This window comes from Streptomyces sp. NPDC058221, from assembly GCF_042882365.1.
GTDB lineage: Bacteria > Actinomycetota > Actinomycetes > Streptomycetales > Streptomycetaceae > Streptomyces.
Window position 1 is genome coordinate 42964 of the sequence record NZ_JBHVWF010000019.1, and the last position, 20086, is coordinate 63049.

Consider the following 20086-nt stretch of genomic DNA (forward strand, 5'->3'; position numbering starts at 1 on the left):
TCAAGGTCTCCGGCGCCCGTGCTTCGTGCTGTCGCCGCCGCTCAGGGGCGGTCGTCCGGGTCGGTGCCGTCCACGGCGTCCGGCCCGTCCGTCTCCGCGTCGGCCTGCTTGGCCTGGACGTCCGGGTCGAGCACCGATGAGCCGGTGCCGTCGACCGAGGTCAGCGGGGCGCGGTCGTCGACCTCGGTGGGGGCCGGCGGCTCGACCAGCCAGTCGGGGTTGGCCTGCTTGTCCCACCAGCGCCAGACGGCGTAGGCGCCGCCCGCGAGGATGCCGGCCACGGCCAGCCCCTTGAACGCACGGCCGCACTTGGCCCGCCGCTCGTGCTTGCGGGTCAGCTTCCTGATCTCCTTCGCCGTGACCTGGCCACGCAGAGCGGCCAGCGCGGCGGTGCTGCGCGCGGTGGCCTCCTCGGCGACCGGCTGGGCGAAGGCCCTTGCCTGCTCGACGCGGGGGACGGTGTAGTCCGTCGCGCTTCGGGCGGCCTGACGGGTGCGGAGCGCTGCGCGCTGCGCGGCTTCGTCGACCTTCGGGGGCACATGCGTGCGGGCGAGTTCGATACGGGGCGCGAGATGCGAGCCGTACTGGACACGAGCCTGCTGAGCTGCCTTCGACACCTTCGGTGCGAGCAGCGTACGGGCCTCCTGCGCGTAGTGAACGGCCTGTTCCCTGGCCGTGTCGGCGTAGGGCGCCACCACTTCCGCGGCATGCTGCACGCTGTCCCTCGCCGAGTCGGTTGCGGCGCGCACGCTGTCGATGCGGGTCACGGGATCCTCCTCCTTGGTGGCGGGTTGGTACTCCGCCTTTCCACCCAATTCGAGATCATGCCTACACAGGGCGTGTGGGGCACGTGGGGCGGGCATCCGGGTCATTCAGGTCATGAAGGACACCCTTGGGCAATGAGGTGCAAGGGGAGCCTGTCGTCGACAATGCCACGGTTCGGTGCGGCACGCGCCGGTTCGTCACGCACTTGGCCGCATTCGTTACCGCCGGAAGCGGCAGTGGCTGCCGCGGGCGGGTGACGGGGAGCCGGACGACGGCACACACGGCCCGTGCGGCGTGGCCGGGCCGCACGACTCGGGGAGCCGTCCGTGCGAGGATCGGTGAACGTCAGAGAAGTCTTACGGAAGGCAGACCGTGGCCGAGCAGCTTTACGCCACCTTGAAGACCAATCAGGGCGACATCGAGATCCGGCTTCTGCCGAACCACGCGCCCAAGACGGTCAAGAACTTCGTCGAGCTCGCCACCGGTGAGCGCGAGTGGACCCACCCCGCGACGGGCACCAAGTCCAAGGACCGGCTGTACGACGGCACCGTCTTCCACCGCGTCATCAGCGGCTTCATGATCCAGGGCGGCGACCCGCTGGGCAACGGCACGGGCGGCCCGGGGTACGAGTTCGGCGACGAGTTCCACCCCGACCTCGCCTTCACCAAGCCGTACCTGCTGGCCATGGCCAACGCCGGCCCGGGGACCAACGGCTCGCAGTTCTTCCTGACCGTGTCGCCGACCGCCTGGCTGACCGGAAAGCACACCATCTTCGGTGAGGTGGTGGACCCGGCGAGCCAGAAGGTGGTGGACACCATCGCGGCCGCCCAGACCAACGCGCGCACCGACCGCCCGCTGCAGGACGTGGTGATCGAGTCGGTCGTCGTCGAGACCCGCTGATCGCCGAACGTCGCCGTCCGCTCACTCTCTGACCGGCCCGTCCGGGAACCAACTGCCCTGCCCGTCCGTACTTGATGACAGAGCGGACGTGCAGGGCTGCGTCGTGCGCCCCGCCACGATGACGAGGACCGAGGGGACCGGGAAGTGATGGGACCGATGGACCAGCAGCCGCCGGGCGGGCAGAACCCGTCCGCCCACGTGGACGGTCCGGTCACCTGTTACCGCCACCCGGACCGCGAGACGTCGATCCGCTGCACCCGCTGCGACCGCCCGATCTGCCCGGACTGCATGGTCAGTGCCTCGGTCGGCTTCCAGTGCCCGGACTGCGTCCGCCAGGGATCGGGTACGGGGCACAGCCCGGCCGCCAGTCGCCCCCGCACGATCGCCGGCGGCTCGGTCGCGTCCGACCCCCGGCTGATCACCAAGATCCTGCTCGGGATCAACGTCGCGGTGTTCCTCGCGGTGCTGGCCAACAGCGCGCTGGTCGACGACCTGGTGCTGCTGGGCCGGGCCAACTTCTACTACGGCGGTCCGCCCGAGGGCATTGCGGAAGGCCAGTGGTACCGGCTGGTGACGTCGATGTTCCTGCACCAGGAGGTGTGGCACATCGCCTTCAACATGCTGGGGCTGTGGTGGCTCGGCGGACCGCTGGAGGCGGCGCTCGGCCGCGCCCGCTACATCGCGCTCTACCTGCTCTCCGGGCTGGCGGGCAGCGCCCTGACCTACTGGCTCGCCGCACCGAACCAGCCGTCGCTGGGCGCCTCGGGCGCCATTTTCGGCCTGCTGGGTGCCACCGCGGTGCTCATGCGCCGGCTGAACTACGACATGCGCCCGGTCTTCGCGCTCCTCGCGATCAACCTGGTCATCACGTTCAACCCCTGGGGCGGAATCGCCTGGCAGGCGCATGTGGGCGGACTGGTCGCGGGCACGCTGATCGCGATCGGCATGGTGCACGCCCCGCGGGAGCGGCGGAACCTGGTGCAGTACGGCACCTGCGCCGCGGCCCTGGTCGTGGTGGTCCTGATCGTGGTCCTCAGATCAGCCGCCCTGACGTAGGAACCAACGCGGGAAGCACGCTGTTAGCCCGTTGCGGACCGTTTGTGATCGAAGTTGTCCACAGCGTGCACCTGATCTTGTGCATTCGGTGGGTACAACTGTGCCCCTTGTCGCTGAGCTGGGTTTTTCCAGCAGGGACAAGGGGCGTACCGCCCCGGCCCGGGGCGGCTGCAGTCACACCGGCGTCAACAGCCAAGGAGTTATCCACAGATCGTCTGACCTTTTCCCCCGCCTGTGGATAACGCTGTGGGTAACTCAGGGCAAGGGTTGCGGGACGTGGGCCCGCTGTGGTCCTACGTGCTCCGAGGAGCTACTTCCACTGGGTGGAGACGCCGAACCCGCCGGCGATGAAGCCGAAGCCGACGACGATGTTCCAGTTCCCCAGCGCCTTGATCGGCAGATCGCCGTCGGTCACATAGAAAACGACGATCCAGGCCAGACCGATCAGGAAGAGCGCCAGCATGACCGGCGCCACCCAGCTGCGGTTGGCCAGCTTTATGGCCGTTGCCTGCTTCGTCGGAGGCGGCGTGAAATCGGCCTTCTTGCGGATACGTGACTTCGGCACGAGGAACTCTCCTGTCGATGCGCTGCGTTACCGCGCAGGGAACTGTTGGCTGACGCCGGGCGTGGCGCGAGGGGGAAATGCTGCCTCCCCCGGGCGTCCGTTAGCGTAGTGCTTCCGTGGCGCCGAAGGAGATAAGGGTACGTTGAGCAATTCTGCCGACTCTCCCCCAGGGCCGGTCCGGCGCACCTTCCGGTACCCGGTCAGAGTGCTCACGGCTGCCGTTTTCGCCCTGGCCGGACTGATCTTCGTCACCAGCGCGAACACGGCCAAGGGCACCAACATCCGTACCGACTCCTCGCTGCTGAAGCTCTCCGACCTCATTCAGCAGCGCAGCGACAAGAACGCCGGTCTGGAGGAGTCCGCCGCGTCCGTGCGTGAGGACATCGACACCCTTGCCCAGCGTGACGACGGCAGCACCAAGGCGGAGGACGCCCGCCTCAAGGCGCTGGAGCGGGCCGCGGGCACCACGAAGCTCTCCGGTCAGGCCGTCTCCGTCACCCTCGACGACGCCCCGCAGAACGCGACGGCGAACCCCGGCTACCCCGATCCGCAACCCAATGACCTGGTCATTCACCAGCAGGACCTGCAGGCGGTCGTCAACGCCCTGTGGCAGGGCGGAGCCGGCGGCATCGAAGTCATGGACCAGCGGCTGATCTCCACCAGCGCGGTGCGCTGCGTGGGCAACACCCTGATCCTGCAGGGCCGGGTCTACTCGCCGCCGTACAAGATCACCGCCGTCGGTGACCCGGCAAAGCTCAAGCGGGCGCTGAACGCCTCCCCGGCGATCCAGAACTACCTGCTGTACGTGAAGGCGTACGGGCTCGGCTGGAAAGTCGACGAGCGCCAGGCGATGACTCTTCCCGGCTACTCGGGCACAGTGGATCTCCACTATGCGGAGCCGGTGAAGTAGCGAGCAGCTTCGGGGAGGCCGACCGGTGTCGGTGCGACTGATCGTCAGGACGTTCAGCGAACTGTGCATCACGATCGGTGCCCTGATCGTGCTGTTTGTGGTGTATGTGCTGTTCTGGACCGGCGTGAAGGCCGCCGGTGCGACCGACGGACAGATCGACGCGCTGCAACGCGAGTGGGCGCAGGGCACGGTGTCCGCACCGGCACCCGCGCCTTCGGCATCCTCCTCGTCCGGGTCGCCCGAACCCGGTGCAAAGCCGCCGGCTGCCGCGGCGTACCGCGACGGGAAGCCGTTCGCGATGCTCTACATCCCCCGCTTCGGTAAGAGCTGGGAGTGGCCCGTCCTGGAGAACACCGAGGTCAAGACCTTGCAGAAGGGGCTCGGGCACTACAGCGGCACCGCCCGTGCCGGAGCCACCGGCAACTTCGCGGTGGCCGGCCACCGCCGCACGTACGGCGACCCCTTCAAGGACTTCCCGAAGCTGCGTCCCGGCGATCCGGTGCTGCTGACGGACGGGACGACGTGGTTCACGTACCGCATCGACAAGAAGCCCTACCGCACCGTGCCGAGCGATGTCGGCGTCATCGATCCCGTCCCGCGCAAGTCCGGATTCGACGGGCCCGGCCGATATCTGACGCTGACCACGTGCGACCCCGAGTGGGGCAGCAGCCACCGGCTGATCGCCTGGGCGCACCTGGATGCGACCCAGCCCGTGACCGACGGACGGCCGGCGGCTCTCCACAGCTGACCCACGGCTCTGCCCCAGCCCTCGGAGCCTGTCCGGTGGATCAGGGATGGGGTCGCGGCGCGTGGCACGGCACCTCGCCGCGTTACCGGAACGTCCGAATCGCTCCGCGACGAGGACGCTCCGGCGCCTTGCGATGCACGCACCGCGGACCGAGCCCTTTCCGACTCTGCGCCGCCGGACAGGCTCTACTCTGGTCCCGTACCGAATGGAGGGGTCAGCATGTACGGCTGGATCTGGCGTCATCTGCCGGGCAACACGTGGGTGCGCGGGTTCATCTCGCTCGTGCTCGCCCTGGCGATTGTCTATGTGCTGTTCCAGTACGTCTTCCCGTGGGCGGAGCCGCTGCTTCCGTTCGGCGATGTGACGGTCGACGGAGCGGCCGCGACGGGGGCCGGCCGATGAGCGCCCGCATCCTGGTCGTGGACAACTACGACAGCTTCGTCTTCAACCTCGTGCAGTACCTCTACCAACTGGGCGCCGAGTGCGAGGTGCTGCGCAACGACGAGGTGACCACGGCCCACGCCCAGGACGGTTTCGACGGGGTCCTGCTCTCACCCGGGCCCGGCACCCCCGAGCACGCGGGTGTCTGCGTCGACATGGTGCGGCACTGTGCGTCGACCGGCGTCCCGGTCTTCGGGGTCTGCCTCGGCATGCAGTCGATGGCCGTGGCGTACGGCGGTGTCGTGGACCGCGCTCCCGAGCTGCTGCACGGCAAGACGTCCCCGGTGACCCATGAGGGCAAGGGCGTCTTCGCCGGTCTGCCCTCCCCCTTCACCGCGACCCGCTACCACTCGCTCGCCGCCGAACCGGACACGGTCCCGGAGGAGCTGGAGGTCACCGCGCGTACGGCCGACGGCATCATCATGGGGCTGCGGCACCGGGAGCTCGCGGTCGAGGGAGTGCAGTTCCATCCGGAGTCGGTGCTCACCGAGCACGGCCATCTGATGCTGGCCAACTGGCTGGCGCAGTGCGGTGACACCGGAGCCGTCGAGAGGTCGGCGGGACTCGCGCCGGTGGTGGGCAAGGCCGTCGCGTGACCCCACCCCGCCACGGCCGCGACGCCGGTCAGGACGGCCCGCACGAGGAGGGGACGGACGGGGCCGCGGGAGCGTTCGAGGCGGCGGTCGGCCAGCTGGCGGACCCGCTGAACGATCCCTTGCCGGGGGAGCACGCCTCGCCCTGGTTCCGGGCGGAGAACATCCCCTCGGAGCCGGACAACGGCGCGGCCGCGCCGGGCGGTTTCGGTACCGTGCCGGCGCAGGCGCCACACGGGCCACTGGCGGCCCAGGACACCCCGCACGAGTGGTACGACCCCGAGGGATACGAACGGGACTGGTACGGCCGCCAGGAGCCTGTGCAGGCTGTCCCGGTCGAAGTGCCCCCGTCCCACGACGAGACGGTCGCTCTGCGGACGTCGGACACCCGCCGAATAGTCCCCCGCGCGCAGACAGCACATGCCCCGGGGCCGGACCGTGCGCCGGCGGCCGCAGAGACGGCTGACGCGGCAGACGCGGCGGAAGCCGACGGTGGACCGGAGAGTGCCGACGAGGCGGACGCGGTTCCCGGAACGGTCCCGGCCGAGTCAGCGCCGAGCACCGGAGGCCGGGCCGAGCGCCGCCGCGCGGCGGCCAAGAGCCGCGGCCGCAGGCGTGCCGAACCGTCGACGGCGGGGGCAACGGAGTCCGCCACCCCCGCGAAACCGATGTCGCGCGTCGAGGCGAGACGGGCGGCACGGGCGGCCAAGGACAGCCCCGCGGTGGTGGTCAGCCGGGTGGTCGGCGAGCTGTTCATCTCGCTCGGCGTGCTGATGCTGCTGTTCGTCACGTACCAGCTGTGGTGGACCAACGTGCGCGCCGACCAGATCGCCGGCAACGAGACGCACAAGATCCAGGACGACTGGGCCAGCGGCAAACGTGCCCCGGGCGCCTTCGAGGCCGGTCAGGGCTTCGCCATCATCCATATCCCGAAGCTGGACGTGGTCACGCCGATCGCCGAGGGCACCAGCAAGGACAAGGTCCTCGACCGCGGCATGGTCGGCCACTACGGCGAGAAGCCGCTGCGAACGGCGATGCCGTCGGACAAACAGGGCAACTTCGCGCTGGCCGGCCACCGCAACACGCACGGTGAGCCGTTCCGCTACATCAACCAGCTGAAACCCGGCGACCAGATCGTCGTCGAGACGCAGGACGCGTACTACACGTACGCGATGACGAGCGAGCTCGCCCAGACCTCGCCGTCGAACGTGTCGGTGATCGGTCCGGTGCCGCCGCAGTCGGGGTTCACCAAGCCCGGGCGGTACATCACACTGACGACCTGTACGCCCGAATTCACGAGTACGTACCGATTGATCGTCTGGGGCAAGATGGTCGACGAACGGCCGCGCAGCAAGGGGAAGCCCGACGCGCTCGTGGGCTGAACGGGCTGGACATCATCACGACAGGGGCGGTGCGGTGGCAGCGAGGACCGAGGACCAAGAGCAGACCGACGAGTCCGCGCCCCCGGTGCGCCGGACCCGCCATCCCGTCGCGACCGCGGTCAGCGTCTTCGGTGAACTGCTCATCACCGCAGGCCTGGTGCTCGGTCTCTTCGTCGTCTACTCCCTCTGGTGGACGAACGTGCTCGCTGACCGCGAGGCCACCAAGCAGGGCAACACCGTCCGCGACCGCTGGGCCGGCGGCCCCGGTGCGCTGGACACCAAGGACGGCATCGGCTTCCTGCATGTCCCGTCGATGAAGAACGGCGAGGTGCTCGTCAAGAAGGGCACCGACACCGAGAACCTCAACGACGGCATCGCCGGCTACTACACCGACCCGGTGAAGTCGGCCCTCCCCTCGGCCGAGCACGGCAACTTCACGCTGGCCGCCCACCGGGACGGTCACGGGGCGAAGTTCCACAACATCGACAAGGTGCGGACCGGTGACGCGGTCGTCTTCGAGACCAAGGACACCTGGTACGTCTACAAGGTCTTCAAGGAGCTTCCGGAGACGTCGAAGTACAACGTGGACGTGCTCCAGGCGGTCCCGAAGGGTTCGGGCAAGGAGAAGGCCGGCCGCTACATCACGCTGACGACGTGCACGCCCGTCTTCACGTCGAAGTACCGCTACGTCGTGTGGGGCGAGCTGGTCCGTACGGAGAAGGTCGACCGCGACCGTACGAAGCCGGCGGAGCTGCGCTGACCTGTGCTGACTGCACCCCTGCCCGCCTGAACGAACGCCACAACCTGCCTCGACAGCCGACAGCCGACAGCCGACAGCACAGGGCCCCGGTCACCATTGCGGTGCCGGGGCCCTGTGCTGCTGTGCCGTGTTCCGAGGGCCGGTCCCCGTCCGTCAGCCGGACTACTGATTGCCGAAGATGCCGCCTCCGCCGCCCTCGACGGTGTTCAGGGTGACCGCACTGCCCTTGTCCACCGCGGTGTTGGGCGTCGGGTTGCTCATGATCACCTTGGCGTCGGGCTTGTCGACCGAACCGGGACCGAGCGTGACCGTCAGCCCCATGCCCTCCAACTGGGCCTTCGCGTCCTGGTAGGACTTGCCGACGACGTCACCCGGGATGGTGACCTGCTCCGGCTCCGGCGGGCCCTTGGACACCTTCAGGATGATCGCGGTGTCCTTGCCCACCTTCTTGTTGGCCTCCGGGGCCTGGCCGACCACCTGGTCGGCCGGCTGATCGGAGTCGGTATCGGTCCTGGCGATGTTGCTGAATCCGAGTCCCGTCAGCTGGGCCACCGCTTCGTCGTACGAGCGGCCGTCCACAGCAGGCAGTGTGATCAGCTTCTCCGTCGCGACAGAGAGCTTGACCTCGGAGTTCTCCGCAGCCTTGGCGTCGCCCTTCGGGGACTGTTCCAGGACGGTGCCCGGCGTCGCGTCGGCCGACTCGACCGAATCGACGGTGACCGTGAAGCCCTTGTCCTCAAGGATCTTGCGGGCGTTGTCCTCGGACTTCTCCGTGACGTCCGGGACATCGATCTTCGGCGCACCCGTGGAGACGAAGACCGTGACGGTCTCCCCGTCCTTCATCGTCTCGTCCGCCGTCGGCGTCTGGCGGCAGATCTTGTTCTTGGGCTGCTGCTTGCACTCTTCCTTCGGACCGGCCTTGAGGACGACGCCGGCGTTGTCGGCGAGCTTCTGCGCGTCCTTGTAGGTGATGCCGACCATGTTGGGCACGTCGAACGCGGCGTTGTCACCGCCGTCGCCGCCGAAGACCGACTTGCCGATCAGTACGGCTCCGATCAGCACCAGGATGCCCGCCACGACCAGCAGGATCGTCGAGGTGTTGCTCTTCTTCTGACGGCGGCGGTCGGGCCGGTCGTCGTCGTAGTCGTCCGGGTTGACCGGAGGCAGCATCGACGTCGGGGCGCCGTTCTGGTCGGCGGCCCGCAGGGCGGTGGTGGGCTGGTCGTTGCCGTACCCGTCGTAGCCGCCGTAGCCGGCCGCGCCCATGGCCGCGGTGGCGGCGACCGGCTGGCCGTCGAGGCAGGCCTCGATGTCGGCGCGCATCTCGTCGGCCGACTGGTAGCGGTAGTCCGGGTCCTTGACCAGGGCCTTCAACACGATCGCGTCCATCTCGGGCGTGATCTCGGGGTCGAAGTTGCTGGGGGTCTGTGGCTCTTCCCGGACGTGCTGGTAGGCCACCGCGACAGGTGAGTCGCCGATGAACGGCGGCCGGACCGTCAGCAGCTCGTAGAGCAGGCAACCGGTCGAATACAGGTCCGATCTCGCGTCCACCTGCTCGCCCTTGGCCTGCTCCGGGGAGAGGTACTGGGCGGTGCCGATGACGGCCGAGGTCTGGGTCATCGTCATGCCGGAGTCGCCCATGGCGCGGGCGATGCCGAAGTCCATGACCTTGACCTGGCCGGTGCGCGTGAGCATGACGTTGGCCGGCTTGATGTCGCGGTGGACGATGCCCGCGCGGTGCGAGTACTCCAGCGCCTGGAGGATGCCGACCGTCATTTCGAGGGTGCGCTCGGGCAGCAGTCTGCGTCCCGAGTGCAGCAGCTCTCTGAGCGTCGAGCCGTCGACGTACTCCATGACGATGTACGGGATCGAGACCCCGTCGACGTAGTCCTCACCGGTGTCGTACACCGCGACGATCGCCGGATGGTTGAGCGAGGCGGCGGACTGGGCCTCACGGCGGAACCGGGCCTGGAAGGACGGGTCGCGGGCGAGATCCGCCCGCAGCGTCTTCACAGCTACGGTGCGGCCGAGCCGGGTGTCGTGGGCGAGGTATACCTCGGCCATGCCACCACGGCCGAGCACCGAGCCCAGCTCGTACCGGCCGCCGAGGCGACGCGGCTCTTCCATAACTGTTCCAGCCCTCTCCGTCAGTCCTGACCACACCGGTGTGCGGTCCGGCGGTGTGCTGCTCGCGCATACGCTACCGGCCGCCCACTACCTGATCGGCCCGCAGCCCATACCTGATATCCGACCGGTATCCCAACGTGCGGATATGGCACCCGGCGTGACGGCTGTCACTTCTTGCCGTCGATGACTGCCTCCATGACCTTCTTCGCGATGGGGGCCGCCAGGCCGCCACCGGAGATGTCGTCGCGGTTGGCCTTGCTGTCCTCGACGACCACGGCGACGGCGACGGGGGAGCCGCTGTCGGTCTTCGCGTACGAGATGAACCAGGCGTACGGATTCTCGCTGTTTCCGAGGCCGTGCTGGGCCGTACCCGTCTTGCCGCCGACGGTGACGTTGGGGATCTTCGCCGTCTTGCCCGTGCCGGACTCGACGACTGTCTCCATCATCTGCTGGAGCTTCTGGGCGTTCTCGCCCGAGAGGGGCTGGCTGAGCTGTTCCTTCTCGTGGGTGTAGACGACGTCCAGGTTGGGCGCCTGCCGCTCGGCGACCATGTACGGCTGCATCAGCTTGCCGTCGTTGGCGACCGCGGAGGCCACCATCGCCATCTGGAGCGGGGTGGCGCGGTTGGACGCCTGGCCGATGCCCGCCATGACGTTCTGCGGCCGGTTGTCCTTGGGGTAGACGCTCGCGCTGGCGCGCACCGGGGTGAAGACTTCCTTGTTGAAGCCGAACTTATTGGCCTCGTCGATCATCTTCTGGTTGCCCAGGTCATCGCTGATCTTGCCGAAGACCGTGTTGCAGGACATCCGCAGGGCTTCCTTGAGCGAGACGTTCTCACACGGGATGTTGTTCTCGTTGGGGAGAGGCTGGGTGCTCTGGGGAAGCTGGTACGGCAGCGGTGAATCCGTCTTCCCGTCGATGTCGTCGTAGAGGCCGTTCTCGAGGGCGGCCGCCGCGGTGACGACCTTGAAGGTCGAGCCGGGCGGGTAGGTCTCGCGCAGCGCCCGGTTGAGCGTCGGCTTGTCCTTGTCCTTCGTGAGCTTCTGCCAGGCCTTGGTGTCGTCGTCGGTGTTGCCCGCGAAGGTCGAGGGATCGTACGAGGGGGTGCTGGCGAGCGCCAGGATGGCACCGGTCTCCGGGTCGAGGGCGGCGACGGCGCCCTTCTTGTCCCCGAGCCCGTTGAAAGCGGCCTTCTGCGCGGCGGAGTTGAGCGTGGTGACGACGTTGCCGCCCTGCTTCTTCTCGCCGGTGAACATCGACATCGTGCGGTTGAAGAAGAGCTGGTCGTCGTTGCCGGTGAGGATCCCGTCCTCGATGCTCTCCAGCTGGGTGGCGCCGAAGGCCTGCGAGGAGTAGCCGGTGACGGGCGCCCACAGCGGGCCGTCCTGCCAGACCCGCTTGTACTTGAAGTCGCCGCTCTTGGTCTCCTTGGACGCGGTGACCGCCTTGCCGCCGTCGACGATGATGTTGCCGCGCTCGTGCGCGTAACGCTCGATACGGACGCGGCGGTTCTCGTCCCGGGTGTTGAGCTCGTCGGCCTTCACGTACTGGAGGTAGTTGGTCCGTGCGAGCAGGGCGAAGATCAGGACGCCGCAGAAGATCGCGATCCGGCGCAGGGGCTTGTTCACGGGCGGACCACCTGGGTCATCTCGGCGTCGGATGTAGGTGCGGGGGCCGGGGCGGGGCGGCGCGCGGTGTCGCTGATGCGGATCAGAATGGCGATCAGCGCCCAGTTGGCCAACACGGATGAGCCACCGTAGGCGAGGAACGGCATGGTCATACCGCTCAGCGGGATGAGACCCATGACTCCGCCGGCCACCACGAAGACCTGGATAGCGAAGGCGCCGGAGAGGCCGATCGCCAGGAGCTTGCCGAAGGGGTCGCGGGCGGCGAGTGCGGTGCGGACACCGCGCTCGACGATGAGGCCGTAGATCAGCAGGACGGCCATCATTCCGGCCAGACCCAGCTCCTCGCCGACGGTGGACAGGATGAAGTCGGCGTTGGCCGCGAACATGATCAGGTCCGAGTGGCCCTGGCCCAGTCCGGTGCCGAGCGTGCCTCCGGAACCGAAGGACATGAGGGACTGGGCGATCTGGTCGCTCTGCGCCATCGTCGCCTTGGAGAACGGCTCGAGCCAGGCGTTCACACGGTCCTGCACGTGATGTTCGAAGGACGCGACACCCACCGCGCCGACCGCGGACATCGCGAGACCGAACACGATCCAGCTGGTGCGCTCGGTGGCGACGTACAGCATGACGACGAAGAGACCGAAGAACAGCAGCGACGTACCGAGGTCGGTCTCGAAGACCAGGATCAGGATCGACAGGGCCCAGATGGTGATGATCGGGCCCAGGTCGCGACCGCGCGGCAGGTACAACCCCATGAAGCGGCGGCTGGCCAGGGCCAGCGCGTCGCGCTTCACCATGAGGTACCCGGAGAAGAAGATGGCGATGAGGATCTTGGCGAACTCACCCGGCTGGATGGAGAACGGGCCGAGGCTGATCCAGATCTTCGCGCCGTTCACCGCGGGGAAGAAAATCGGGATGACCAGCAGGATCAGGGCCGCGGCCATCGAGATGTAGGTGTAGCGCTGGAGGATGCGATGGTCCTTGAGGATCATCAGCACGGCGACGAAGAGAGCCACGCCGATCGCCGAGTACATGAGCTGCTTCGGGGCATCCGGGCTGTACGCCCCGTACAGGTACTCGGCACGGTCGATCAGTCGTTGCGACTGGTCCAGCCGCCAGATCAGCACCAGCCCCAGACCGTTGAGCAGAGTGGCCAGCGGCAGCAGCAGGGGGTCCGCGTACGGGGCGAACTTGCGCACCACGAGGTGGGCGACGCCGCCGAGCAGGATGAGCCCTGCCCCGTATCCGAACATGCCTGACGGGATCTTGCCGTCGATGGCAAGACCCACGTTGGCGTAGGCGAACACCGAGATGGCGATGGCGAAGACCATCATCATCAGTTCGGTGTTGCGCCGGCTCGGTGCGTCGATCGCGCCGATCGTGGTCGTGTTGGTGACAACGCTCATGGTGCTGAAGGCCCCCTACGGCTTTACTGCTTACCGCACTGCGGGACCAGCTTCTTCTCATCCTCCGAGAGGCTGGGACCAGGAGTGGGAGTCGTTGAAGTCTGCTTGGTCTTGGTTGTGCCGGACGTCGAGGACGCCTTGGTCGCGTCCTTGTCCGTACCGCCGGCCTGGCCCTCGTCGCTGGGGGCGTTCTTCTCGGCTGCGCGGCGCTGCGCGTCCTTCTTGCAGGCGGTCGCCTGGTTGGAGAGCTCGGTGATCTTCTCGCGGGCGTCGGCCAGGCTGCCTTCGGCGATGGTCGCCTCGACCTGCTTGCGCTGGTAGGGCGGGAGGTACTTGAGTTCGATCTCGGGGTGGTCGTTCTCCACCTTCGAGAGCGAGACCCAGGCGAGGTCCTGGCTGATGCCCCGGTACAGCGCGACGTTGTCGCTCTTCGCGCCGACGTAGTACTGGGTCTGGGTCCAGCGGTAACCGCCGTAGAGGCCGCCCCCGATGACCGCCAGCGCGAGCACGATGTAGATCGACCTCTTGAGCCACTTGCGGCCGCCGGGCTTGACGAAGTCGTCGTCGGAGTAGGACCCGAAGGACCCGTCCGGCATCGCGCCGTAGTCGGCGTCGTCACCGCTTCCGGGAGGGCCGAAGCCGCCCGAGGGCGGCGGGACCTGGCGGCCGAGCCCGGCCGCGCGTCCGGCCGGGGTCTCCATCGCGCCGCCGTCGTTCTGCTGGGCGGCCTGGTTCTCCGCGACCGCACCGACGATGACCGGGGTGTCGTTGAGCTGCCCGGCCAGGGTGTCGTTGTTTTCGGCGTCGAGGACGTCGGCGACGATGCAGGTGATGTTGTCCGGACCGCCGCCGCGCAGGGCGAGCTGGATCAGGTCCTGGATGGTCTCCTGCGGGCCCTGGTAGCTGGCGAGCGTCTCCTCAATCGTCTGGTGGGAGACGACGCCGGAGAGGCCGTCGGAGCAGATCATGTAACGGTCGCCGGCCCGGACCTCACGGATGGAGAGGTCGGGTTCGACGTGGTCGCCGCTGCCCAGCGCGCGCATCAGCAGGGAGCGCTGCGGGTGGGTGGTGGCCTCCTCCTCGGTGATCCGGCCCTCGTCGACCAGGCGCTGGACCCAGGTGTGGTCCTGCGTGATCTGGGTCAGCACTCCGTCGCGCAGCAGGTACGCGCGTGAGTCGCCGACGTGCACGAGACCGAGGCGCTGACCGGTCCACAGGAGGGCGGTGAGCGTGGTGCCCATGCCCTCCAGCTGGGGGTCCTCCTCGACCATCATGCGCAACTGGTCGTTGGCCCGCTGGACCGCCGTACCGAGCGAAGTGAGGATGTCGGAGCCGGGTACGTCGTCGTCCAGCTGGACGAGGGTGGAGATCACCTCGGAGCTGGCGACCTCACCGGCGGCCTGGCCGCCCATTCCGTCGGCGATGGCGAGAAGGCGTGGTCCGGCGTAGCCGGAGTCCTCGTTGCCTTCGCGGATCATGCCCTTGTGCGATCCGGCGGCGAAGCGCAGGGAAAGACTCATGCGCACCTCGCCCGTCGGTTCGGGGTACAGCCGGTCTCGAGCCACACTGCCCACCCTCCGGTCGGGAGCCCGGCCGGGTCCGATGCCCGGGCCGCTGCGGCTCGCTCGCTCCGCTCGCTCATTGTCGTACTACTTCCGCAGCTCGATGACGGTCTTGCCGATCCTGATCGGCGCGCCCAGCGGAACAGGCGTCGGCGTGGTGAGACGGGTCCGGTCCAGATACGTGCCGTTGGTGGACCCGAGATCCTCGACGATCCACTGGCCGTCACGGTCGGGGTAGATCCTGGCATGTCTGCTGGACGCGTAGTCGTCGTCCAGCACGATCGTTGAGTCATGGGCCCGGCCCAGCGTGATGGTCTGCCCCTGGAGCGCCACCGTGGTGCCGGTGAGGGTGCCCTCGGATACGACCAGCTTGGTCGGTGCCCCGCGGCGCTGGCGGCCGGGCTGCTGGCGTTGCTGCGGCGGTGCCGCAGCGGTCTGACGTGCCTGTGGCGGGCGTGCGTCGGACGCATTGCGGCGTGAGCCGCGCTGCGTGACACGCGTTCCGAACAGGTCACTGCGAATGACCTGGACGGCCACGATCACGAACAGCCACAGAACAGCCAGGAAACCTAGCCGCATGACCGTAAGGGTCAGCTCTGACATTGCCCCCGCTTCACCCTTCGGCTTGCCGGTAAACGATGGTGGTGTTGCCCACGACGATCCGCGAGCCGTCGCGGAGCGTAGCGCGGGTTGTGTGCTGCCCGTCCACCACGATGCCGTTGGTGGACCCAAGATCCTGGATCGTCGAGGGCGTTCCGGTCCGGATCTCACAGTGCCGGCGGGAAACACCGGGGTCGTCGATCCGCACGTCGGCGTCGGTGCTGCGTCCCATCACCAACGTCGGGCGGGAGATCTGATGGCGGGTGCCATTGATCTCGATCCAGCGTCGCACCTGCGAGTTCGGCAGGGGGCTGGGAGTGGCCGGCGGGCGCCGGTCGGATGCGGGTGCTGCGGGCCGCCCTGCGCCCGGCGGCGGGGCCGCGGGCATGGGCGGGGCCGAGCTGGGCGGGTAGCCGTAGCCACCGGGGGCCTGCGGGGCCGCGGTGCGCCCGTGGCCGGGACGAGCGGGCTGGGCCGGCTGTCCGGGCTGGTTCTGGAACCCCTGCTGGTCGGGCTGGCCCTGTGACGAACTCGACGCCAGGGTGCGGCTGCGCACCCGGTAGAGACCGGTGTCGAGGTCGTCGGCCTTCTCGAGATGGACCTTGATGGGCCCCATGAAGGTGTACCGCTGCTGCTTGGCGTAGTCGCGCACAAGGCCGGAGAGCTCGTCGCCGAGCTGGCCGGAGTACGGGCTGAGCCGCTCGTAGTCGGGGGCGCTGAGTTCGACGATGAAGTCGTTGGGGACGACGGTCCGCTCGCGGTTCCAGATGGTGGCGTTGTTGTCGCACTCCCTCTGGAGGGCTCCCGCGATCTCGACCGGCTGCACCTCGGACTTGAAGACCTTGGCGAAAGTGCCATTGACGAGACCTTCGAGACGTTGCTCGAAACGCTTCATGACTCCCATGGGGCACCTCCTCCGGTGTCGTCGTCCCTGTACTGCTTACTGATCGTATCCACGCGTCGGGAAATCGGCTGGTTCCCCTTGTCTCCACTGCGGATGAGTGTCCCGCCTCACACGGATCGTAGAGGCGCTCTACTGACAGTGTCCCGCACCTTGGGTGCACTCAGGAGGAGTGGGGGGCGGCCGCTCCGGGTTCCCGGTTCCCGCCAGCGGTTCGGCGAAACAAACGGATGTGAATCCACCCTGTCCAGCGTGCTAATCTTCCGGATGTCGCCAGGGGCTCGCACCGAAAAGTGAGAACTTCTGGAAACACCGCTCATGCGCGAGTGGCGGAACGGCAGACGCGCTGGCTTCAGGTGCCAGTGTCCTTAGGGACGTGGGGGTTCAAATCCCCCCTCGCGCACAAGAGAGAAGCCCCCCGGACCTTGGTCCGGGGGGCTTCTTCGGTTCGGTCTCCAGGGCGGGCCGGTTGTCGGGCCGGGGCGGGCGAGAGGTCGGGTTGGGCCGGGCCAGGCTTGTCGGCGGCGGGAATGACGGCGGGCTTGGTTTCACGTGAAACGCCCGATTGGTTCCCGGAGTCGCGACGCGTGGTTCCCGGAGTCGCGACGCGTGGTTCCGAAGTCGCGACGCGTGGTTCCGAAGTCGCGACGTGGCAAGGCCGGGGTCCGCGGACCCCGGCCTTCCCTGGTTGTTCGCGCCGGTTGTGGCCGGCGGGGGCGTACGCCTCGGATGAGGGCCGTCGTACGTCTCAGACGGCGAGCCGGGACGCGAGGTGCTTGGCCTTCTCTGCGGCGTCGCTGAACGCCTTGGCGCGGGAGGTCTCGGCGAGCGGGATGAGCTCGGCCATCTCCGGCGTGGTGTGGGCGAGGGTCAGCTCCGGAACGATGAAGTCGACCTCGGCGGCGAACATCGACGTCAGCAGCTTCGCCAGGTAGTTCTGGACGAACTCGGCGTCCTCGCGCGGGGTGCCGGCGGCGTAGGAACCGCCGCGGCTGGCGACGACCGTGATCGGGGTGCCGGCCACGGGGCCGTCCGGGCCGACGTTGTGGCCGACGATGATCACGTGGTCGAGCCACGCCTTCAAGGTGGACGGAATGGTGAAGTTGTACATCGGCGCACCGATCAGGACCGCGCCCGCGGCGGCCAGTTCGGCCGCGAGCTCTCCGCGCAGCGGGTGCTCGGCACCGGCTGCGACGGCCGCGGCGTTCAGGTGCGGCAGCGGGTCGGCGGCCAGGTCGCGGTAGACGACCTGCCCGTCGGGGTGCTGCTCGCGCCAGGCCTGCACGAATGCGGCGGTGACCTCGCGGGAGGCGGACCCCTCGGGGAACACTGCGGAGTCGAGGTGCAGGAGTGTGGCCATGAGGGTCTCCACGATTTCGTTGGGGCGGCTGGCCGGAGCGGCGGGCCGAGTTTTCGTATGTACCTAGTAATAACATAGGGACTTACTAATCGTAAGCCCCTCACGGCTACGCAGTACCCTGGGCGTATGGCGGATCACAGCGAGCAGGCGTGCCGGCAGGTCGACGTGAGCATCAGTCGCGTCTTCGAGCTGTTCGGTAAGCGCTGGACGGGGCCGATCGTCTCGGTACTGCTTCAGCAGCCCGTGCACTTCGCCGATCTGCGGCGGGCGATCCCGGGCATCAGTGAGCGCATGCTCTCTGACCGGCTGTCCGAACTCGGGACGGCGGGCCTGGTGGTCCGCGAGGTCGACGAGGGGCCGCCCCTGCGTGTCTCCTACCGCCTGACGCGGGCCGGTGCCGCGATGGAGCCCGCGCTCAAGGAGCTGGGCCGCTGGGCGGAGACGCACCTGACGGACGGTGGCGGTACCTGTTAGGGGAGGCCGGGGAGGGGCGCCTGCCGGGCGGCAGGCGGGGCCGGGAGCGATGGGTGCGGTGGCCTGTCCGTGAGTCAGGTTGCGGGTGGCTGTGGGGTGTCCGGGTCGCTCGTCGAGTTGTAGCGAAGCAGGTACGTGGCGAACTGGTCGAGGTCTTCCGCGGTCCAGTCGGCCAGACGCTCCTGATAGGCGGCGCGACGGCTGGCCTGGGTGGAGGAGAGCGCCTGCGTTCCGGCCTCGGTGGGGTGAAGTACCTGGATGCGGTGATCGGCCGGATCCGGATGGCGCTCGACCAGGCCGAGCTTCTCCAGGGTGCTGACCTGTCTGCTGACCGTGGACTTGTCGAGCATGTAGTGCGCGGCCAGATCCGTGGCGCGGCAGCCCTGCTGGTCCTCGATGTGAGCCAGCAATGTGTATGAGACCAGCGGCAGCTCCGGGTGGAGACGGGCGGCGGCGGCGCGCGCACGGCGTGCGAAGGCGGTCAGTTCGCGCTGGATGACGTCCAGCGACTCTTCGCGTTCTCCGGGGGTGTCCGGCACGGGCTCGCCTTCCTCAAAAGTTCAGTTGTACAGTACAACGAAATAGGAGTTGTAAAAGCCAACCATCTCTCGAAGCGTCTGGAGTTTCCCGATGTCCACAGGCCCGAGTGCCGCTGCCGGTTCCACTGCCGCCGCACTGCGTCATGTGCTGAGCCACCTGGTCACGCCGCTGCTGATGTGCGTCGGCATGGGGCTCGCCTACCTCGGGGCGTTCCATGCACCGGAGCCGCACGATCTGCGGGTGGACGTGGTGGGTTCGGGGCCGAGCACGCAGGTGCTCGCACAGACGTTGCAGGACAAGGGGGACGGGGCGCTGAGCGTCCGTACGGTCCCCGACCGCGCCACGGCGGCCGACCACCTGAGGACGCAGGAGAGCTACGGCGCCTACCTGCCGGGGAGGAGCCCCGAACTGCTGGTGGCCACCGCGTCCTCCGACACCAGCGCCACGGTGGTGCAGAAGGTCTTCACCGAAGTGGCGGCCGGGCAGGGTGCTCCGCTGAAGGTGACGGACACGGTCCCGACAGCGGACGGCGATCCGACCGGGCAGGGAATCTTCTTCCTGCTGGTCGCGGTGAGTATCGGCTCGTACGCGTCCGTCGCAGTGATCGGCGGGGCCGGTGCGGTGCTGGCTCTGCGGATCAGGGCGGGGCTGGCGGTTGCCGCGTCGTTCGTGGTGAGTGTGATCGGAGCGGTGTTCGCGGGGCCGCTGTTCGGGCTGGTGGACCACGGGCTCGGCGGGCTCTGGGCGATGGCGTGGCTCTACTCGGCGGGCATCCTGCTGATCGGTGTCGGACTTCACACCTTCCTCAAGCGGTGGACGACGCTCGGCGTCATGGTGCTGTTCGTGATGCTCAACTTCACCAGTTCCGGCGGGATTTTCCGCCCCGAGCTGCAGCCCGGCTTCTTCGGCGCGCTGCACTCCTTCTGGAACGGGGCGGGCTTCGTCGAGGGGGTCCGCAGCCACGTGTACTTCGGCGGGCACGCGCTCGGCCGGAATGTACTGGTCCTGGCGCTCTGGTTCGTGGCAGGACTGGTTGTGACTGCTCTGGCGGGGTTGGCCGAGCGGAGGCGTCGGGATGCTGCGCCCGCCACCGGAGTTGCGTCGGCTGCGGGTGGGCGGCGGCCGGCTGCGGTGGAGGAGGCCGGGGCTCAGGCCGGGGCCGGGACGGGAGCGCAGGGCGGGCCCGAGGAGCAGGCGCGGTCGGAAGCCGTCTCTTCCTCCACCGAGGTCTCGAACGAGGCCTCGGTGGAGGAAGAGATGGAGGAGACAGTCGGGGTCTGAGCGGGCGCCTGAGCGGGCGTCTCATTGTGCGGGTGTCTGATTGTGCGGGCGTCCGACCGCGCGGGTGTCCGAGTGGGCCTCTGGTTG

At 68.3% G+C, this 20086-nt stretch carries 20 protein-coding genes and 1 tRNA gene; 11 read left to right on the top strand and 10 right to left on the bottom strand.

The genetic code is table 11. The features are described 5' to 3' along the window. Window positions 1-41: 41 nt before the first annotated feature. Window positions 42-767, bottom strand: coding sequence for a DUF5324 family protein (locus ACFVW8_RS09205; protein ID WP_389687706.1), 726 nt, complete (start codon window positions 765-767; stop codon window positions 42-44). 370 nt (window positions 768-1137) lie between these two features. Between ACFVW8_RS09205 and ACFVW8_RS09210 the strand changes: the two genes are divergently transcribed. After that, complete coding sequence (locus tag ACFVW8_RS09210; protein WP_389687708.1) at window positions 1138-1665, top strand: peptidylprolyl isomerase; 528 nt, start codon at window positions 1138-1140, stop codon at window positions 1663-1665. A 156-nt stretch (window positions 1666-1821) separates the two neighbouring features. Further along, window positions 1822-2721 (top strand): rhomboid family intramembrane serine protease, encoded by a 900-nt coding sequence (locus ACFVW8_RS09215; protein WP_389687779.1) that lies wholly within the window; start codon window positions 1822-1824, stop codon window positions 2719-2721. A 310-nt stretch (window positions 2722-3031) separates the two neighbouring features. On the opposite strand, the gene crgA is transcribed toward ACFVW8_RS09215, so the two are convergent. After that, complete coding sequence (crgA, locus tag ACFVW8_RS09220) at window positions 3032-3286, bottom strand: cell division protein CrgA (RefSeq protein WP_389687710.1); 255 nt, start codon at window positions 3284-3286, stop codon at window positions 3032-3034. A 142-nt stretch (window positions 3287-3428) separates the two neighbouring features. Here crgA and ACFVW8_RS09225 point away from each other — a divergent pair, with 142 nt between their 5' ends. The 6 genes from ACFVW8_RS09225 (at window position 3429) to ACFVW8_RS09250 (ending at window position 8120) form a co-directional block, all read left to right on the top strand. Then, window positions 3429-4196: a DUF881 domain-containing protein gene (locus tag ACFVW8_RS09225; RefSeq protein ID WP_389687711.1), complete on the top strand. Its 768-nt coding sequence runs from the start codon at window positions 3429-3431 to the stop codon at window positions 4194-4196. Window positions 4197-4221: 25 nt separating this feature from the next. Beyond that, window positions 4222-4944, top strand: coding sequence for a class E sortase (locus ACFVW8_RS09230; protein WP_389687713.1), 723 nt, complete (start codon window positions 4222-4224; stop codon window positions 4942-4944). 219 nt (window positions 4945-5163) lie between these two features. Then, a complete protein-coding gene (locus tag ACFVW8_RS09235) occupies window positions 5164-5346 on the top strand; it encodes a hypothetical protein (RefSeq protein WP_389687715.1) in 183 nt (60 codons plus the stop codon). Further along, a complete protein-coding gene (locus tag ACFVW8_RS09240) occupies window positions 5343-5981 on the top strand; it encodes an aminodeoxychorismate/anthranilate synthase component II (RefSeq protein ID WP_389687717.1) in 639 nt (212 codons plus the stop codon). The genes ACFVW8_RS09235 and ACFVW8_RS09240 overlap by 4 nt, the downstream gene beginning before the upstream one ends. Then, complete coding sequence (locus tag ACFVW8_RS09245) at window positions 5978-7360, top strand: class E sortase (RefSeq protein ID WP_389687719.1); 1383 nt, start codon at window positions 5978-5980, stop codon at window positions 7358-7360. Before ACFVW8_RS09240 ends, ACFVW8_RS09245 begins: the two co-directional genes overlap by 4 nt. Window positions 7361-7394: 34 nt before the next feature. Further along, the gene (locus tag ACFVW8_RS09250; protein WP_389687721.1) at window positions 7395-8120 is read left to right on the top strand and encodes a class E sortase; all 726 of its coding nucleotides are present in this window, start codon (window positions 7395-7397) and stop codon (window positions 8118-8120) included. A gap of 162 nt (window positions 8121-8282) precedes the next feature. Here the strand turns inward: ACFVW8_RS09250 and pknB are convergent, their stop codons facing one another. From pknB to ACFVW8_RS09280, 6 genes are all read right to left on the bottom strand, one after another. Next, window positions 8283-10247: a Stk1 family PASTA domain-containing Ser/Thr kinase gene (pknB, locus tag ACFVW8_RS09255; protein ID WP_389687723.1), complete on the bottom strand. Its 1965-nt coding sequence runs from the start codon at window positions 10245-10247 to the stop codon at window positions 8283-8285. 167 nt (window positions 10248-10414) lie between these two features. Then, complete coding sequence (locus ACFVW8_RS09260; RefSeq protein WP_389687725.1) at window positions 10415-11875, bottom strand: peptidoglycan D,D-transpeptidase FtsI family protein; 1461 nt, start codon at window positions 11873-11875, stop codon at window positions 10415-10417. After that, window positions 11872-13281, bottom strand: coding sequence for an FtsW/RodA/SpoVE family cell cycle protein (locus ACFVW8_RS09265; protein WP_389687727.1), 1410 nt, complete (start codon window positions 13279-13281; stop codon window positions 11872-11874). The genes ACFVW8_RS09260 and ACFVW8_RS09265 overlap by 4 nt, the downstream gene beginning before the upstream one ends. 23 nt (window positions 13282-13304) lie before the next feature. Beyond that, a complete protein-coding gene (locus ACFVW8_RS09270) occupies window positions 13305-14801 on the bottom strand; it encodes a Stp1/IreP family PP2C-type Ser/Thr phosphatase (protein ID WP_389687729.1) in 1497 nt (498 codons plus the stop codon). 129 nt (window positions 14802-14930) lie between these two features. Further along, a complete protein-coding gene (locus ACFVW8_RS09275; protein ID WP_389687731.1) occupies window positions 14931-15446 on the bottom strand; it encodes an FHA domain-containing protein in 516 nt (171 codons plus the stop codon). Between the two features lie 10 nt (window positions 15447-15456). Then, window positions 15457-16347, bottom strand: a complete 891-nt coding sequence (locus ACFVW8_RS09280) for an FhaA domain-containing protein (RefSeq protein WP_389687733.1) — start codon at window positions 16345-16347, stop codon at window positions 15457-15459. A 317-nt stretch (window positions 16348-16664) separates the two neighbouring features. Here ACFVW8_RS09280 and ACFVW8_RS09285 point away from each other — a divergent pair. Further along, window positions 16665-16747: transfer RNA gene (locus ACFVW8_RS09285), tRNA-Leu, on the top strand. Between the two features lie 345 nt (window positions 16748-17092). Here ACFVW8_RS09285 and ACFVW8_RS09290 read toward each other — a convergent pair. Next, window positions 17093-17704, bottom strand: coding sequence for an FMN-dependent NADH-azoreductase (locus ACFVW8_RS09290; RefSeq protein ID WP_389687735.1), 612 nt, complete (start codon window positions 17702-17704; stop codon window positions 17093-17095). Window positions 17705-17830: 126 nt separating this feature from the next. Here ACFVW8_RS09290 and ACFVW8_RS09295 point away from each other — a divergent pair, with 126 nt between their 5' ends. Next, window positions 17831-18178, top strand: coding sequence for a winged helix-turn-helix transcriptional regulator (locus ACFVW8_RS09295; RefSeq protein WP_389687737.1), 348 nt, complete (start codon window positions 17831-17833; stop codon window positions 18176-18178). A 74-nt stretch (window positions 18179-18252) separates the two neighbouring features. Here the strand turns inward: ACFVW8_RS09295 and ACFVW8_RS09300 are convergent, their stop codons facing one another. Then, complete coding sequence (locus tag ACFVW8_RS09300; protein WP_389687739.1) at window positions 18253-18717, bottom strand: MarR family winged helix-turn-helix transcriptional regulator; 465 nt, start codon at window positions 18715-18717, stop codon at window positions 18253-18255. A 91-nt stretch (window positions 18718-18808) separates the two neighbouring features. Here ACFVW8_RS09300 and ACFVW8_RS09305 point away from each other — a divergent pair, with 91 nt between their 5' ends. Then, on the top strand, window positions 18809-19999 hold the full coding sequence (locus ACFVW8_RS09305) for a hypothetical protein (protein WP_389687741.1): 1191 nt from the start codon (window positions 18809-18811) through the stop codon (window positions 19997-19999). Window positions 20000-20086 lie beyond the last annotated feature (87 nt).

Coding starts and splice junctions, on each gene's coding strand:
- ACFVW8_RS09215 (WP_389687779.1), top strand. CDS start 1,822: ATGGACCAGCAGCCGCCGGGCGGGCAGAACCCGTCCGCCCACGTGGAC.
- ACFVW8_RS09235 (WP_389687715.1), top strand. CDS start 5,164: ATGTACGGCTGGATCTGGCGTCATCTGCCGGGCAACACGTGGGTGCGC.
- ACFVW8_RS09240 (WP_389687717.1), top strand. CDS start 5,343: ATGAGCGCCCGCATCCTGGTCGTGGACAACTACGACAGCTTCGTCTTC.
- pknB (WP_389687723.1), bottom strand. CDS start 10,247: ATGGAAGAGCCGCGTCGCCTCGGCGGCCGGTACGAGCTGGGCTCGGTG.
- ACFVW8_RS09265 (WP_389687727.1), bottom strand. CDS start 13,281: ATGAGCGTTGTCACCAACACGACCACGATCGGCGCGATCGACGCACCG.
- ACFVW8_RS09270 (WP_389687729.1), bottom strand. CDS start 14,801: ATGAGTCTTTCCCTGCGCTTCGCCGCCGGATCGCACAAGGGCATGATC.
- ACFVW8_RS09275 (WP_389687731.1), bottom strand. CDS start 15,446: ATGTCAGAGCTGACCCTTACGGTCATGCGGCTAGGTTTCCTGGCTGTT.
- ACFVW8_RS09280 (WP_389687733.1), bottom strand. CDS start 16,347: ATGGGAGTCATGAAGCGTTTCGAGCAACGTCTCGAAGGTCTCGTCAAT.
- ACFVW8_RS09290 (WP_389687735.1), bottom strand. CDS start 17,704: ATGGCCACACTCCTGCACCTCGACTCCGCAGTGTTCCCCGAGGGGTCC.
- ACFVW8_RS09295 (WP_389687737.1), top strand. CDS start 17,831: ATGGCGGATCACAGCGAGCAGGCGTGCCGGCAGGTCGACGTGAGCATC.
- ACFVW8_RS09305 (WP_389687741.1), top strand. CDS start 18,809: ATGTCCACAGGCCCGAGTGCCGCTGCCGGTTCCACTGCCGCCGCACTG.